Annotated in this window: 15 protein-coding genes and 1 tRNA gene; 6 read left to right on the forward strand and 10 right to left on the reverse strand. The window is 39.2% G+C overall.

Going from position 1 to position 15,596, the window contains the following annotated elements; all coding sequences use genetic code 11:
- Nucleotides 1–30 precede the first annotated feature (30 nt).
- Genes FEE95_RS13545 through FEE95_RS13555 form a run of 3 tightly spaced genes read left to right on the forward strand, consistent with a single transcriptional unit; the run spans nucleotide 31 to nucleotide 2,985 of the window.
- Nucleotides 31–495, forward strand: a complete 465-nt coding sequence (locus tag FEE95_RS13545; protein WP_138658518.1) for a hypothetical protein — start codon at nucleotides 31–33, stop codon at nucleotides 493–495.
- A 46-nt stretch (nucleotides 496–541) separates the two neighbouring features.
- Nucleotides 542–1,240, forward strand: a complete 699-nt coding sequence (locus FEE95_RS13550) for an SGNH/GDSL hydrolase family protein (RefSeq protein ID WP_138658519.1) — start codon at nucleotides 542–544, stop codon at nucleotides 1,238–1,240.
- Nucleotides 1,241–1,296: 56 nt separating this feature from the next.
- Nucleotides 1,297–2,985 (forward strand): phytoene desaturase family protein, encoded by a 1,689-nt coding sequence (locus FEE95_RS13555; RefSeq protein WP_138658520.1) that lies wholly within the window; start codon nucleotides 1,297–1,299, stop codon nucleotides 2,983–2,985.
- 9 nt (nucleotides 2,986–2,994) lie between these two features.
- Here FEE95_RS13555 and FEE95_RS13560 read toward each other — a convergent pair whose 3' ends face one another.
- From FEE95_RS13560 to FEE95_RS13570, 3 genes are read right to left on the reverse strand one after another with little or no spacing between them, the layout of a single operon-like run.
- On the reverse strand, nucleotides 2,995–3,177 hold the full coding sequence (locus FEE95_RS13560) for a hypothetical protein (RefSeq protein WP_138658521.1): 183 nt from the start codon (nucleotides 3,175–3,177) through the stop codon (nucleotides 2,995–2,997).
- A gap of 47 nt (nucleotides 3,178–3,224) precedes the next feature.
- Nucleotides 3,225–4,052 carry a fumarylacetoacetate hydrolase family protein gene (locus FEE95_RS13565; RefSeq protein WP_138658522.1) on the reverse strand — a complete coding sequence of 276 codons (828 nt, stop codon included), beginning with the start codon at nucleotides 4,050–4,052 and terminating at the stop codon, nucleotides 3,225–3,227.
- Nucleotides 4,053–4,082: 30 nt separating this feature from the next.
- Nucleotides 4,083–5,657: a sulfatase family protein gene (locus FEE95_RS13570; RefSeq protein ID WP_138658523.1), complete on the reverse strand. Its 1,575-nt coding sequence runs from the start codon at nucleotides 5,655–5,657 to the stop codon at nucleotides 4,083–4,085.
- Between the two features lie 92 nt (nucleotides 5,658–5,749).
- Here FEE95_RS13570 and FEE95_RS13575 point away from each other — a divergent pair, with 92 nt between their 5' ends.
- Nucleotides 5,750–6,184: a YybH family protein gene (locus FEE95_RS13575; RefSeq protein ID WP_138658524.1), complete on the forward strand. Its 435-nt coding sequence runs from the start codon at nucleotides 5,750–5,752 to the stop codon at nucleotides 6,182–6,184.
- Between the two features lies 1 nt (nucleotide 6,185).
- Here FEE95_RS13575 and FEE95_RS13580 read toward each other — a convergent pair whose 3' ends face one another.
- Genes FEE95_RS13580 through FEE95_RS13600 form a run of 5 tightly spaced genes read right to left on the reverse strand, consistent with a single transcriptional unit; the run spans nucleotide 6,186 to nucleotide 11,266 of the window.
- Entirely contained in the window at nucleotides 6,186–7,436 is a 1,251-nt protein-coding gene (locus tag FEE95_RS13580) for an NAD(P)/FAD-dependent oxidoreductase (protein WP_138658525.1), read from the reverse strand.
- A 48-nt stretch (nucleotides 7,437–7,484) separates the two neighbouring features.
- On the reverse strand, nucleotides 7,485–8,492 hold the full coding sequence (locus tag FEE95_RS13585; protein WP_138658526.1) for a 4-hydroxyproline epimerase: 1,008 nt from the start codon (nucleotides 8,490–8,492) through the stop codon (nucleotides 7,485–7,487).
- A 9-nt stretch (nucleotides 8,493–8,501) separates the two neighbouring features.
- On the reverse strand, nucleotides 8,502–10,085 hold the full coding sequence (locus FEE95_RS13590; protein ID WP_138658527.1) for an aldehyde dehydrogenase (NADP(+)): 1,584 nt from the start codon (nucleotides 10,083–10,085) through the stop codon (nucleotides 8,502–8,504).
- Nucleotides 10,082–10,348: a DUF1272 domain-containing protein gene (locus FEE95_RS13595; RefSeq protein WP_138658528.1), complete on the reverse strand. Its 267-nt coding sequence runs from the start codon at nucleotides 10,346–10,348 to the stop codon at nucleotides 10,082–10,084. The genes FEE95_RS13590 and FEE95_RS13595 overlap by 4 nt, the downstream gene beginning before the upstream one ends.
- A 3-nt stretch (nucleotides 10,349–10,351) precedes the next feature.
- The gene (locus tag FEE95_RS13600; RefSeq protein ID WP_138658529.1) at nucleotides 10,352–11,266 is read right to left on the reverse strand and encodes a dihydrodipicolinate synthase family protein; all 915 of its coding nucleotides are present in this window, start codon (nucleotides 11,264–11,266) and stop codon (nucleotides 10,352–10,354) included.
- Between the two features lie 145 nt (nucleotides 11,267–11,411).
- Here FEE95_RS13600 and FEE95_RS13605 point away from each other — a divergent pair, with 145 nt between their 5' ends.
- Complete coding sequence (locus FEE95_RS13605; protein WP_138658530.1) at nucleotides 11,412–12,269, forward strand: helix-turn-helix domain-containing protein; 858 nt, start codon at nucleotides 11,412–11,414, stop codon at nucleotides 12,267–12,269.
- Nucleotides 12,270–12,271: 2 nt separating this feature from the next.
- Here the strand turns inward: FEE95_RS13605 and FEE95_RS13610 are convergent, their stop codons facing one another.
- Nucleotides 12,272–13,444, reverse strand: a complete 1,173-nt coding sequence (locus FEE95_RS13610) for an aldose epimerase family protein (RefSeq protein WP_138658531.1) — start codon at nucleotides 13,442–13,444, stop codon at nucleotides 12,272–12,274.
- A gap of 130 nt (nucleotides 13,445–13,574) precedes the next feature.
- Between FEE95_RS13610 and FEE95_RS13615 the strand changes: the two genes are divergently transcribed.
- Entirely contained in the window at nucleotides 13,575–15,137 is a 1,563-nt protein-coding gene (locus tag FEE95_RS13615; RefSeq protein ID WP_138658532.1) for a M28 family peptidase, read from the forward strand.
- A gap of 234 nt (nucleotides 15,138–15,371) precedes the next feature.
- Here the strand turns inward: FEE95_RS13615 and FEE95_RS13620 are convergent.
- A tRNA-His gene (locus FEE95_RS13620) sits at nucleotides 15,372–15,447 on the reverse strand.
- Nucleotides 15,448–15,596: the final 149 nt, after the last annotated feature.

A 15,596-nucleotide genomic window follows, 5' to 3' on the forward strand; every position in this document is an offset into this window, starting at 1 on the left:
ATCCAGAAACTAGGAATCCGATTAACTGACATGCAGCCGAAGTCTTTCATTAAAATCTTAACTATCATTCATGGGTCATTATGCATAGGCTTGGCCGTTTTTGGTGCTTTTGCATTCTTCCAAAATGGGAGTTTTGCAGTTAGTACCGATACAAATGATGTATTTATCTATATCGTACCCATTATCGCAATGGCAGGTTATTTCGGAAGCAAGTTCGTTTATCAAAATCTGATTCGTAAGCTTCCCAAAGAGGAGCTCTTATTAACCAAATTACAACGCTATCAATTGGCGTCAATCGTAAAATATGCGCTTATTGAAGCTCCTGCGTTCTTAGCGCTTTTTGCTTATTATTACAGCGGAAATGCCATGCATTTGATAATAGCAATTTGCTTAATCGTCTATTTGTTTTTTCAGCGACCAACGTTGGAGAAATTAAAAAGTGAACTCCCACTGAACTTGGAAGAAGAGAAAGAATTTGATACTTTAAAGCGGTAAAAGAAAAGATTCCTTCCTTTGCAGGAATAATAATAAAACTCTATTCATGAAAAAAATAAAAATTCTTCTTATGACTGGTATACTAGCGACCTTAGGATGTACTACCACTAAAGCACAGCAACATCAAGATTGGCCAAATCTAGCGCAATTTCAAGAAGCAAATGCCACATTGGAGGATCCAGCTGAAAACGAAGACCGTGTTGTTTTTATGGGGAATTCAATTACCATAGGCTGGATTAATTCCCGTCCCGAGTTCTTTGAAGGAAAGCCTTGGATTAACAGAGGAATTAGTGGTCAGACCACGCCTCAAATGTTAATACGTTTTCGTCAAGACGTAGTCACCCTAAAACCAAAAGTAGTTGTGCTACTAGCTGGTACAAATGATATAGCAGGTAATACCGGCCCATCTACGCTAGAGATGATTATCGACAATATCAAAGGAATGGCAGAAATAGCCCATGCCAATGGTATTAAAGTAGTGTTATCCTCTACGCTTCCGGCATATGATTATCCGTGGAAACCAGGTTTGGAACCGGCGCCGAAAATTATCTCGTTAAATAAAATGATTAAGGCCTATTGTGACGCGACGGGACATGTATATCTCGATTATTTCTCGGCAATGGTTGATGATCGCGGTGGACTTCCAAAAAAATATGCGGCCGATGAGGTCCATCCAACAAAAGAAGGCTATGCGGTAATGGAACCTTTGGTTGAGGCGGCCATCGCAAAGGCCTTGACCCAATAATAAATTAAAAAAGCTACTCTTTTTCTTTTTATCTTCGAATTGAAAAAGAAAATTGAATGCTCCAAGATACCCTCGATACAGCATACGACACGATTATTATAGGTTCTGGTGCAGGCGGACTTGCAGCAGCTATATGTTTATCAAGAGCGGGGCAAAAAGTCCTTGTGCTTGAACAACATGATGTGCCTGGAGGTTGGTGCCACAGCTTCTACTTAAACGGACATCGATTTACACCCGGAGTACATTATGTGGGGCTATGTGGAGAAGGTGAAGCTACAAATAACTTGTATCGCGGTTTGGGAATCGCCAATGATTTAGCATTTTTCAGGATGAATCCCGATGCATATGAGCATGTACATATAGGGGAACATCGCTTTGATTTTCCAGCGGACCCTGAACTATTGGTATCTCGCTTATGTGAACGTTTTCCGAAGGAAGAAAAAAGAATCAAAAAGTACCTTGGCCTTATTCGGAAAGTGAGTGAAGAACTATACTCTCTCCCCTATTTCAAGGGCTTTTGGCAGAAACTTACTATTCCCTATAAAACGCGACATTTTGGTAAATATGGACTGTTCAATCTTCGTCGTGTTATTAATTGGCATATTAAAGACCCCTTACTTAAAAATATACTGAACATTCAATGCGGCGACCACGGGGTGCAACCGCGAAAAGCAGCATTCATTCTACATTCTGCTTTGATGTTTCATTACTTTTATGGGGGATATTATCCCGCTGGTGGGGGCGGCGCCCTTATTAAAGCTATGACCAATGCGATTAAAAAATACAAGGGAGAGGTTTGGACGAGCAAAGGCGTGAGACGTATTCTTCTAGAAGGGACCGAGCAGAAAAAAGCTGTGGGCGTAGAATTGGAAAATGGGCAACAGCTATTTGCCAATCAAATCATTTCGAATGCAGATGTGGGCATCACCTATAATGATTTAATCGGGAAAGAACATCTCAGCGCAAAACTGCAAAAGAAACTAGAAAAGACGATTTACAGTTGTACGTCCCTAATGCTGTTTTTGACGGTAGATATGGATGTCGTGGCCGCAGGTTTGGATTCAGGAAATATCTGGATGATGCCTGATAAGGACCAAGATGAGTACTACGATAAGGCAATGGGTTCCGACTTAACTTCTGACAAACCATTTGAAGGTATGTTCATCAGCTGTACAACTCTAAAAGACCCGATAAGTTTTGATGGAAAACACCATACCCTTGAGGTGATTACTTTTATCGGTTACGAAGCTTTTAAAAAATACGAAGATGAGGATGCGCAACGTTCTCCGGAATATCTGGCCTTTAAAGAACACTTAACACAGAAAATGCTGAAAGGTTTGGAAAAAGCTGTCCCTGGCATAAGCAATCATATTGTACACCAAGAATTAGGTACACCAATCACCAATGAATATTATATCAACACCACAGAAGGGAATGTCTACGGAACCGAAAAGAGTTTAAAACATATTGGTCCATTTGCATTTAAGGCAAAGAGCGAAATCGAAAATTTATACCTCTGCGGAGCCAGTATACTTTCTCATGGGGTTGCTGGGGCAAGTCATTCAGGCGTAGACACCGCAGCACAAATTTTAGGCTGCCACCCCGATGAATTAAAGAAGCCTCAAGAAGACCAGTTTTTACAAGTTTATGAAGCAGAAGACCCCTCTGATTACCCAGATTGGATGTTGAAAAAAATGGAGGTAAAGAAGGCGCGATTGGTTTCCAAGGCAAATAGCCTTCTTTAACTAAATAAATTAAGTCCGGTCAGAATCAGAATCATCATCAACTCCTTCCTCAGTTATTGGCACGCAAAAAGAACCGCCATTGCCATCAGCTTGTTCAAAAAATCCTTCATCACAACTTCCTTGTCGAAAATCACTATCGCAACCTAGAAACAGAATTGCCAAAATAATTGGGAGTATACTTTTTCGTATCATCGGTAACCTATATTTAAAAGTTGAAGATAGTAATAAAATGGAATTTTTTATCCAACCGTATTCACCAAAGTCCCAATCCCCTCAATAGTAATTCGGGTCTCATCCCCCACCTGTAATGTAAATTCATCAGGGGGAATAATTCCCGTTCCAGTCATTAGAAAACAACCCTGCGAGAAGTTACATTCCCGAAACAAATAATCTACTAAATCTTGATGTTTACGCTTCATGGTGCTGATAGATACTTGTCCAGAGAAAACAGTTTTTTCATCGCGTAGAATATCCAAAGAAATCATAGTTCCGGAATCTATTGGACTGTCAGAAACATAAATACAAGGGCCTAAAGCTGCACAACCCTCATATGTTTTGGCTTGTGGCAAGTACAAAGGGTTCTCCCCTTCTATGCTGCGAGAACTCATATCATTGCCGATGGTGTAGCCTTCAATAGTACCCTCCGAACTTACCAAAAGGGTTAGTTCGGGTTCGGGAACATTCCAACCTGAATCTTTCCGAATACGAACTGTACCATTATGAGGTACCGCTCTTTGGGCGGTCGCCTTAAAAAACAGTTCAGGACGGTCAGCATCGTACACCCTATCATAGAAAGTACCACCACCAGCATCTTTCGATTCTTCCATACGGGCTTCTTTGCTTCGCATATACGTCACTCCTGATGCCCAAATTTCTTGCGTACCCATAGGAATCTCCACAGCATTCAAATTCACATCATCAACCTCTGTCAATCCCACCAAGTCATTCAATACCGACCGATACAAATCGGTGCGATTAAGAAAAGCATCCCAATTATCAACATCCAAAGTGAAATACTGGTTTTCGTTTTCAATTACTGCTCCGGCCTTTATTTTGTAGATTCTCATTGAATTACATTCTGTTGGTTTCTAAAAATATTATTCAAATTCTTTTTCAAGAATTGCTTGCATCACTTCCGAGTCTTTGTCTAGGTCATTATAATTTTTCCGCTCGCGGAGCAGCTCTATTTTCATTTTTACAATAATATCCGCATACTTGCTTTCCGCAATGGCATTGTGCAATTCTTTTGGGTCTTCCAGTAAATCGAAAAATTCCCAAGCTGGTTCTGTAGTCTCTTTATTTGTTCCCTTTTTATTTAATGGTTGTCCGTAAAAAAAGGCCAACTTATATCGATCATTGCGAATTCCAAAATGAGCTGGTCGTTCTGGGTGGTGTAACCAATACCGATAGTACATTTGCTTACGCCATGTTTCGGGCGTATTGCCTTTTAAATTTTCACGAAAACTTTCTCCCTGCATATAATTAGGTCTTTCAATACCTGCATAATCGACAAGAAGTGCTGGGAAATCAATATTGAGTATAATATCATCAATTCGTTTTCCTTCCTTAATTTCCTTTGGATATCTAATTACAAAAGGCATTCGAAGGGATTCTTCATATATCATGCGCTTATCAAAAAAACCATGTTCACCAAGAAAATAGCCTTGGTCCGCTGTATATACTACAATGGTATTGTCGGCAATTCCCTCAGTCTCTAAATAATCCAACAGCTTACCTATATTATCATCGATGGCTGCGCCACATCGCATAAAATCCTTGACTAATTTCTGATGGATTTTCTTTCGTTTTTGAATACTATCCAAACCATCAAGAGGATATGGCAGTCCAGGATAGGTCGTCCACCAATTCTCAGGATCCTTTGTGGCATTGTCCCAACGTTTACCAAGCTTCTCCAGCTTTTGGCCAATAAAAGTGCGCCCCGTAGTCTCTGGACTAAAGTCAAATAGAGATTCTGGAGCTGGTACTTCCATATCAACATACAAATCCTTAAACCGTTCAGGATAATCAAAAGGTTCATGAGTTGCCTTGAAATTACAGAACATTAAAAAAGGTTTTGAGGTATCACGTTGCTTTAGGTGTTCGATGGTTAAGTCGGTAATGACATCCGTAGAAAACCCTTTGTACTCTTTTCCTTTGGATGCGTCATAGCCATCCCCCCAACCTTCTTTACTCTTTAAAATCGGATTCCAATAGCGACCTTGCCCCGGCAGTACATTGAAATAATCAAAACCCTCAGGTTGCCCAACCAAGTGCCATTTACCAATAATCGCGGTTTGATATCCATTTTCACCAAAAGTCTTCGCAATGTTCGGATGCCCCTTTGGCAAAGGTTCACTCAAGGTAAACACTTGATTAATATGACTATACTGACCTGTAAGTATACTTCCGCGACTAGGCGTGCAAATACTGTTCGTACAAAAGGCATTGTTTAAAACGGTGCCTTCTTTTACGAGTCGTTTAATGTTTTTATTTTGTACATAGTCGGTCAACGGTCCACCGTAAATACCCCACGCCTGGGAAGTATGGTCATCAGATAGGATAAATAAGATGTTAGGTTTTTCATCGCTATCCGTTGTCTGAGCTGTTGATAGAAAGGGGGGAAGAACTCCTATGAAAAGTAAAATTGTAGCTAGTCGGTTAAATAGTTTCATTTCTTAGGATGGTTGGCGAAACAAGATACTAAAGAAATCAATGGAAATGAAGGATCTAAATTCATTAACTTAACACCATAAAATGTAAACCTATGAAAACCATCCTTCCACTTATCGCGCTCCTTTTAGTATGCTCTTGTAAAACCACAAAACCAACTGCAAAGGATGATGTAGCAGTCATACGTTCAATTCTTGACAAACAGCAAAAAGCTTGGTCTGAAAATGATTTGGAGGGATTTATGTCGGGTTATTGGCAATCGGAAGAACTCACCTATTTCAGTAGAGGAAAAATTAGCAAGGGATGGCAAACGACATTAGCTAATTATAAAAGGAATTACCCGACTACTAAAGAAACGGGTACACTTAATTTTGAAATTGCCAACATTACCCAAATCAATGAGGATGCCTATTGGGTTATGGGAAGTTATTTTCTAACTCGGGAAGCTGGAAATGCCAACGGTACTTTTATGATTGTGTTTAAAAGAATCAATGGGGAATGGAAGATTATTGGGGATTCTTCTTGTTAACCTAGAATTTTCTTTGTGGATTGAAAGCATCAATATCCATTGAGGTTTTCTTGCTATCGATAATTTCAGAAACCAATTTACCCGTTGCAGGGCCCAAACTCCAACCCATCATTGCATGACCAGTGGCAAAAGTCAGGTTCTTGATTTTATTAGAACGTCCAATATACGGAAGCCCATCTGGGGTAACCGGACGCATACCAGATTTTGCTTGGGATTTCTCCTCAGTGGTTATTTCAAGTTCTGGATAGTATTTTTGAGCGCCCACAGCTATTGCTTCGACGCGCTCTTTCCGAATTGTATCATTTATCCCTGAAAACTCCATGGTCCCGGCAAAACGAGTAAATCCGTTCATAGGGGTTACCGCCATACTGGACTCCATCAATACGGCGGGCATACTGATACCTAAAGGTCTTTTCACATTGATACGATATCCCTTTCCAGCTTGTAGAGAGAGTTTAATATTCAACTTTTTGGATAAAATTCCAGTCCAAGAACCCGCTGCTAAAACAATTTCGTCAGCTGAAATGCTTCCTTTGGATGTTTTGATACCCTTGATTTGCGAATTACTTAAGGACAAATCCAAAACTTCTTCATTGGTTCGAATTTTAACTCCGACATTTTTCAAATACTGAAGCATTTTGGGCATTATTTCTGTCGGAGTGGTATGTCCGTCGCACTCATAATGAACCGCACCCTTGGCATCTATTTTGATATTAGGTTCGATTTCAGAAAGTTGTGATTTGTTGAGTTCATTTACTTCCAACCCTAAAAAACTTGCTTTTCGGGCAACCTCCATTTCATGTTCATAGGAAGCTTGGGTTTTATAAATCATCAACAATCCTTTGCGCTCTAACTGAAAATCACCTAAATCTCCGGAGGCTCTAATTCCTTCAAATAAATCCCTACTTAAAAGGTTTACATCTTTGATAACCGGAATTGCTTTTTCAACCTTGGCCTTTGTTGATGACTTTTTAAAATACCAGGACCATTTGAAAAAATCCACATCCCAACGCGGTTTCATATAGAATGGACTCGCTGAATTAAACATCCATTTGAGTCCCTGAGTAATTTTGCCGGGAGAAGCCATGGGAATAATATGGCTAGGAGTCAAATATCCTGCATTAACAAAGGAAGCCCCCGAAGTTATATCCGATTTATCAATAACGGTTACCTGATGTCCCTCCTTTTGAAGGAAATAGGCAGAGCTCAATCCGACTATTCCACCGCCAATGATTACTATGTTTTTACCCATTTTAATTCGAACAAATTTTGAAAGATGCTGAAATATATTCAGCAAAAGTCAAATTACCTGAAACCCATGTGCATAAGGGTCATCATCATCAATACTTATAGTATTATGTCCATATATTTTTGCCCAGCCTTGAATACTGGGTATAATGGCCGTCATTCCATTCAGGGTTGTCTCCTTCTCTACTCGACCAATAAATGTAGACCCAATAAAGCTTTCATGCACAAACGCTTCCCCAACTTTTAATTTTCCTTTCGCATACCATTGTGCCATTCGCGCGGATGTTCCTGTACCACAGGGTGAGCGGTCGATAGCTTTGTCTCCGTAAAAAACAGCATTTCTGGCACTTGCTTCCGAAGAAATGGTCTTACCAGTCCATAGTATGTGACTCACATCACGAATCGTCGCATCCTCCAGATGGACAAATCTATCTGGATATTTCAAATTTATTTTCTTTCGGATTTCTTGACTGTACAGAATCAGTTTACTTGCTGTAAAATCTTGAATGCCAGGAAAGTTTTTTTGAGGATCTACAATGGCATAGAAATTCCCTCCATAGGAAACATCAAATATCAACTCTCCCAATTCTTCACAATCAACTGTTAGTTCAGAAGCTACCAAATAGGCCTTCACATTTGTCAATTTTACCCAATCAACTTTGCTACCTGATTGCTGATAATCTATATGCACTAAACCAGCAGGAGTTTCCATACGGACTTTGCCCAGTGTTTTAGGGTGAATCAATCCTTCCTCAATTCCTATAGTAATAGCACCAATAGTACCGTGCCCGCACATTGGTAAGCAACCGCTAGTTTCTATAAACAGAATACCAAAATCATTTTCAGGATTAGCTGGTGGATAGAAAATACTTCCACTCATCATATCATGCCCGCGGGGTTCGAACATAAGTCCTTTTCGAATCCAATCGTATTCTTTGAGAAAGTGCTGTCTTTTTTCGCTCATCGAAGCGCCCTGTAATTCGGGACCACCTTCTTTGACTACACGTACGGGATTCCCGCAGGTATGACCATCTATACAGGTAAATATGCTTTGCCCCATAAAGTAAAATTAGATAGCATCAAAAGTCTGATTCTCATTAACAGATCTAGAAATTCCTAACGGATTTGCATTCTTCAATTCATTAGGCAATAGATCATTTGGCCAATTTTGAAAACTAAAGGGTCGTACCCACCTTTTAATGGACTGTGTACCGACTGCCGTAAAGCGACTATCGGTAGATGCGGGATATGGGCCACCATGTTGCATAGATGGACAAACTTCAACTCCCGTAGGAACTCCATTAAAAATAATACGCCCTACCCTATTTTGAAGTGTAGCAATTACATGAGGGTATTTTGTAATTTCATTATCATCAGAAATGATAGTTCCTGTTAACTGTCCTTCCAAATTTGAAATAATATTTTGTAGTTCTGCCGCATCTTCACATTGCACAACCATTGAAAACGGACCAAAAACCTCATGATGCAATTTTATGTTTTCTAAAAAGGTATGTCCCTCTACAGTTACAATAGTCTGTTTGGCATGGTTTACACTTACTTCGGAACCATATTCAGCGGCCACTACTAATCCCGATTGGTCAATCGCAGATTTCTTGTTCTTTTCGTATGTCCCAATAATATTTGGATGAAGCATACATGAAGGTTCTATTTTTATAATTTCTTCCGATAAGGTATTGATAAAGTTTGTGAGGCTTTCTCCTTTAATTCCCAGCAGTAAGCCTGGTTTGGTACAGAACTGTCCGGAACCCGCTGTAATAGAACCTGCATACATCTTTGCCAATTCTGGGGTTCTATTCAAAAGAGCTCCCGGAAGCATAATAACTGGATTTATACTTCCCATTTCCGCAAAAACAGGAATGGGCTCCTCACGTTGTGCCGCCAAATCGAATAGTGCTCTTCCTCCTCTGATACTTCCTGTAAATCCAACTGCTTTCACCATAGGATGTTTTACAAGTTGCACTCCGACCTCGATACCACTACTATTTAAATTCGAAAATACGCCATTAGGCATACCTGTGACTTTGGCCGCTTTGATAATTGCAGATGCGACCAGTTCACTCGTACCTGCATGCATGGGGTGTGATTTAACGATTACTGGACATCCTGCCGCCAAAGCTGCCGCGGTATCACCACCCGCCGTTGAAAAAGCCAATGGAAAATTACTGGCACCAAAAACAACAACAGGTCCTAATGGAACCAGCATTTTACGTAAATCAACCTTGGGCGTAGGCTCCCTATCTGGTATGGCCGTGTCAATTGTCGCATCTACCCAAGAACCTTCTTCTACTAGTGTCGCAAAAGCTCTCAATTGGCCAACTGTTCTTCCACGCTCGCCTTTTGCCCTTCCTTCGGGTAATCCAGATTCGGAGCAATAGGTTTTAATCAAAGTATCATCTAAAGCAAGTATACCATCAGCAATGGCATTTAAAAACGTAGCTTTTTCCTTTCCTGATTTTTGGTTGTATGTGATGTAGGCATCCGAAGCTAGGAATACAGCCTCATTGATTTCTTCAGTACTTGCCTCGATGAATTCGTTCTCGTTTTCAATATTCAAGAGGGGATTAAACGTTCTATAGGTTTTGGTCCCGCTCCCTGTTAATCTGTTACCAACATAGTTTTTTCCTGTAATCATTTTTCTTGAATTCTTTTTAAATGTGCTTCTACGTCCACAGGTTTGTGAACCACTTTTTGTGATACCGGATACTTCTCCAATAATTCCTTAGGTCGGATAGGTCTCTTTTCAAAATTTCCTCCACAATTCGGACAAACTTTGAGCAATATATCTTCAACACAGGTTGTACAAAAAGTACATTCAAATGTACAAATCATAGCATCATCAGAATCAAACGGCAATGATTTATTGCAATTTTCACAACTGGGTCTAATTTCAAGCATTTTTTAAAATGATTTATAGTCAGGTAAAATAGGCCGTGTTTTGAGTCCTTCTTCGATGACTTTTAATACTCTTTTCCGCTCGTCACCTGAGAGATTTAGCCTTGGTTTTCTAACCGTTTCAGTACCTATACCGGTGGCTACTTCGGCTAATTTAATGTTCTGTACTAATTGCGGACTAATATCCAATTCCAATAAAGGTAAGAACCAGCGGTATATTTCAGTTGCTTCTTTTGGGCGACCAGCCTTTGCCAATTCATAAATGGCAACCGTCTCCTCAGGAAATGCACACACCAAGCCAGCGACCCAACCATCGGCACCCATAAAAAGACTCTCAAGCGCCAATGGGTCAACACCGGTTAAAATACTTAAGCGCTCTCCAAAACGGTTTCGCAACCTACCAATATTAATAATATCCCTCGTAGATTCCTTTACAGCTGTAATATTGTCAAGTTCAAGCAACTCTTCAAACATATCAACGGTAACTTCAATTTTATAATCAACCGGATTATTGTAAATCATAATTGGAAGATCCGTACTAGAAGCAATATCTTTAAAATACTGTACTGTTTCAATATCCGTTGATTTGTAGCGCATCGGCGGCAAAATCATTAAGGCATCGGCCCCATTCTCGTGAGCATCCGAAGCCGCGGCTATGGCAACTTTTGTTGCTTGTTCAGCAATAGTCATAACAACGGGTATCTTTCCTTCACTCAATTGAACAGTTTCCCTGATCAGGACATTTTTTTCCTCTGCCAATAGTGTACTAGCTTCTCCTAACGAGCCCCCAAGCACAATACCGTGCACTCCAGCATCTATTTGAGCTCTTATATTTTTGGCGAACATAATTAGATCAAGGGTGTCATCCTCGTTAAATTTCGTGGTAACTGCCGGCATGACACCTTTCCATTCTACTTTCATTGTATTGCGTTTATAATTTCGAACAAAAATAATTTGAAAAAACCATGAATGGTTACTTTCATTTTATCCAAAAATGAGATTATATTATCTAAATATTGAATATTTTTAAATATTATAGCATAAAATATGCCCATATCTGAACTCTATGAAAGTACAACCATTTCAAATTGTTAAACCCTTAAATGAAAACCTGATCATTCAAGTTGATGGAGTAAAAGGATTTTACAACAAACTACATCAGCACAATGAAATACAACTTAGTCAGATTGTAAAGGGATTTGGTAAATTAGTCATTGGTGATAGTGTACATCAGTTTCAAAGCGGGGATATTTTCGCTATTGGTTCGAACTGTCCTCATCTTTTTAAAACGGAGGAGAAACAGGGTCATGTTCAAATGATTTCACTATTCTTTACCCCGGATACTTTTGGAAAAGAGTTTTTTACTATTCCCGACCTTTCAGAAATTAAACCATTTTTTGATTTGGTACGAGAGGGGTTCCAGGTATTATCAAAAAAGCATGACATCGGTGAGATATTTCTTGATATTCCGAAGGTCTCTAAAACTACCAGAGTTGTTTTATTCATTGAATTGTTGCAGCACTTAGTGAATGCCGAAAAGAGTTCGTTGACAAGCTTTACCTACCCAAAAGAAATAGGGAATCTAGCAGGAAATAGAATGCAAATAGTTTTTGATTATGTACTGCACCATTTCCATGAACAAGTAAAGTTGGACGAGGTTTCAAGTCTTGTTCATATGACACCGAATGCCTTTTGTAAGTTCTTTAAGCAACGTACGGACAAAACCTTTTTTCAATTTTTGATAGAATTACGGATAGAACATTCAAGTCAACTTTTAAGAAATCAAACTGACTTATCAATCGCGGAAATATCAGAGCGTTCTGGTTTCAAGTCAATATCGAACTTCAATCGAAAATTTAAGGCTTCGAAAGGTGTGGTTCCTTCGCAATACAAAAAAGCCATTTTAAATCTAAGAAACCAGTAAGATTACTCTGCTGATACTCCGAACTTGTAGGTACAATTTGAAGTGTAGACTTCTCCTGGCTCTAAAAGTGTACTTGGGAAATCCGGTTTATTTGGAGAATCCGGAAAATGTTGGGTTTCTAGACAAAAAGAACCTCTAAAGACATAGGGTTTACCACTTTTTCCAATAGTTGTGCCGTCCATGAAGTTTCCTCCGTAGAATTGAACTCCAGGTTCATCTGTGAATACTTCCATGGTTCTTCCACTAATTGGCTCCAAAACTTTTGCGCAAAGGACAAGTCCATCATCATTTTTTGGAGTATCATTTAAAACGAAATTATGGTCATACCCATTTCCCATTTTGAGTTGTTCGAAATCCTCTTCTAAATCTACACCAATTGTCTTTGGTTTAGTAAAATCGAAAGGAGTATCCGCAACTTTGTCAATTTCACCAGTGGGAATAAGTCCGTCATCCACTGGTGTGTAGCCATCCGCATTAATCATCAAAACGTGGTCATTTATATCACCATTGCCTTCTCCCTTCAAATTAAAAAAGGAATGATGCGTCAGGTTTACCACTGTAGGCTTATCAGTTGTAGCTTGATATTTGATTTTCAATTCATTATCATCAGTTAAAGCATATGAAACTTTAATATCCAAATTACCCGGATAACCCTCTTCCATATCTGGGGAAGTTCTTGAAAAATCGATACTATTTGAAGTTGCATTGTCGACCTTCCAAACAACACTCTCAAAGCCTTTATCGCCTCCATGTAAATGGTTCCCATTATTGTTTTTTGCTAAGGAATAGGTGTTTTCACCAATACTAAAACTTCCATTGGCAATACGGTTTCCATAGCGCCCCACAATTGATCCAAAAAATGACCTTGGGCTATTCAGATATTCATCAAGCGTAGCGTATCCAAGAACTACATCCTCAAATTTTCCATTCTTATCTGGAACATGTAAGGAAATTACCCGCTGCCCGTAATTAGTGAAAGTCACTTCCAATCCATTTTTATTGGTCAGCACATATAATTTAACCGAGTCCCCTTCTACAATTCCTTCAAAATCTTTTGGTGAAATTTTGGTTTTTAAAGCTACTGTTGTTGAGGTTACTACCTCGTCCTTTTTTTCTTCCTTACAAGCTATTAGGCATAGTAGAAGAGAAAGTGAGAATACTATAGTTTTCTTCATGTTTAAGGTCCTTAATCTGAATTAAATCATCTATAGCCAAGTTAATGAAAAAAGTGTTACTTGATTAAGTATCTTGGTTCCTTAAGTTTTCACTATTTTTGGAGGATTTCTAACTCAAGAAAACTCTCAAATGAAAAGAATTCTTCTCTGCAGCTTTGCATTTGCAATATCCTGCAATACGTCCCAAAAAACAGTAACAGAAACAACTCAAGTGCAAGCTGTGGTCGTTAGTCCTACGACCTATGCGGAAACTATTACCGAGGCTGAATTAAAAGAACACCTGTACATTTATGCCTCTGATGAATATGAAGGTCGCGAAACAGGCACACCTGGTCAGAAAAAGGCTATCGCATATCTTCAGGCGCAGTATCAAAAAATGGGAATTCCTGCTGTCAAATCTGATGGAGATTACTTTCAGAAGGTCCCTTTGGAAATAAGTAAAGTGCCGTCTGGAAAAGTAATCTTAAATGGAACCGAGTATACGGTAGGCGAGCATATTGTTTCTTTTTCTCAGGCAGTTGATACTAATGAAGCTATTGTTTATGGTGCATTTGGTATCGAAGATGGTGATTATTCTGACTACTCCAGTATTGATGTTACTGATAAATATGTTTTGGTGAAAGCTGGGGAACCTTTGAATGAAGATGGAACTTATATGCTATCTGGAACAAGTTCAAAATCTTTATGGAGCAACATTTCAGAATCTTTAAGCAAAAGAATAAAATTGGCCAAAGATAAGGGCGCAAAAGGAATTCTATATTTTGACCAAGTGAACTACCCAAGATTTAAAAGTAGGTTTGATTATATGAAGAGCGCCGATAGTGGCAACATGAGTTTATCGGAAAGTCAAAATGATGCATTTGCAAGTTTCTTTATTGACTCTGAATTTGCAAAATCCCTATACCCTGAAATCGAAACCCATAATAATCCAAAAGCAGTAGAGACTAAATTGGATTTTAAAGTTGAGAGTACTAATAATGAAGTGAGTTCCGAAAACGTGGTGGCAATTCTGAAAGGTTCTGAAAAACCGGAAGAATATGTAGTTATTTCATCTCACCTAGACCATATAGGGGTCAATGCCGATGGGGAAATTAATAATGGAGCAGATGATGACGGCTCAGGCACAGTAGCCCTTCTGGAAATTGCTCAGGCTTTCAAAAAATCTGCGGACGAAGGTAACGGTCCTAAACGTTCTATTGTATTCTTACACGTTACAGGTGAAGAAAAAGGTCTTCTGGGGTCTCAGTACTATACTGATGTGGAACCTTTACTACCTTTGGCAAATACGGTTGCCAATTTGAACATCGATATGATTGGACGAATCGATCCCAAACGTGAGGGAGATAGAAACTATATCTATTTAATAGGCTCTGACAAGCTGAGTACTGATTTACATGAGCTTTCTGAAGAAGTCAATTCGAAGTATATGAATATAGAATTGGACTATACCTATAATGATGAGAATGACCCAAATCGTTTTTATTATAGGAGCGACCATTACAACTTTGCAAAAAACAATATTCCGATTATTTTTTATTTCAACGGAACCCACGATGACTATCACAGACCAACGGATACGCCCGATAAAATAAACTATGATTTACTTCAGAATAGAACACAATTGGTCTTCCACACCGCTTGGGAAGTCGCAAATAGAGAGCAGCGTGTTATCGTCGACAAGGCTGGTAAATAGGAATATTTTGAATTTAGTTTTGAAAGCCCTGCGAAATACGGGGCTTTTTTACTTTTAAAAACCGGCCTGAATTATGGTATCAAAAAAAACCATATCGATATCGATAAGGCTTGTATTTATGGGTGGAAGACCGGGTTCACCTCGACTCCGTTTGGCACAGGCTTCTCACCCTACTCCTGAGAGTGTAAAAAACAAAGTCCCCACATTTTACTGCGAGGACTTTTACCTATTTCAGGGTGGAAGACCGGGTTCGAACCGGCGACTTCTGGTACCACAAACCAGCGCTCTAACCAGCTGAGCTACAACCACCATTTGTAAGCGATTGCAAAGGTAATTTTTTTTAATTGATCTTTCAAAAGAAACCTTCTAAAAAGAATTATTATAAGCTGAAGCTTCCGAAGTCCCAATTTAAATTAGCGTTTTAGAGGTTTTTACATCTTCCACAAGAAAAATAAACTG

The organism is Maribacter algarum (ex Zhang et al. 2020) (genome assembly GCF_005885635.1).
In the GTDB taxonomy this organism is placed as follows: Bacteria; Bacteroidota; Bacteroidia; order Flavobacteriales; family Flavobacteriaceae; genus Maribacter_C; species Maribacter_C algarum.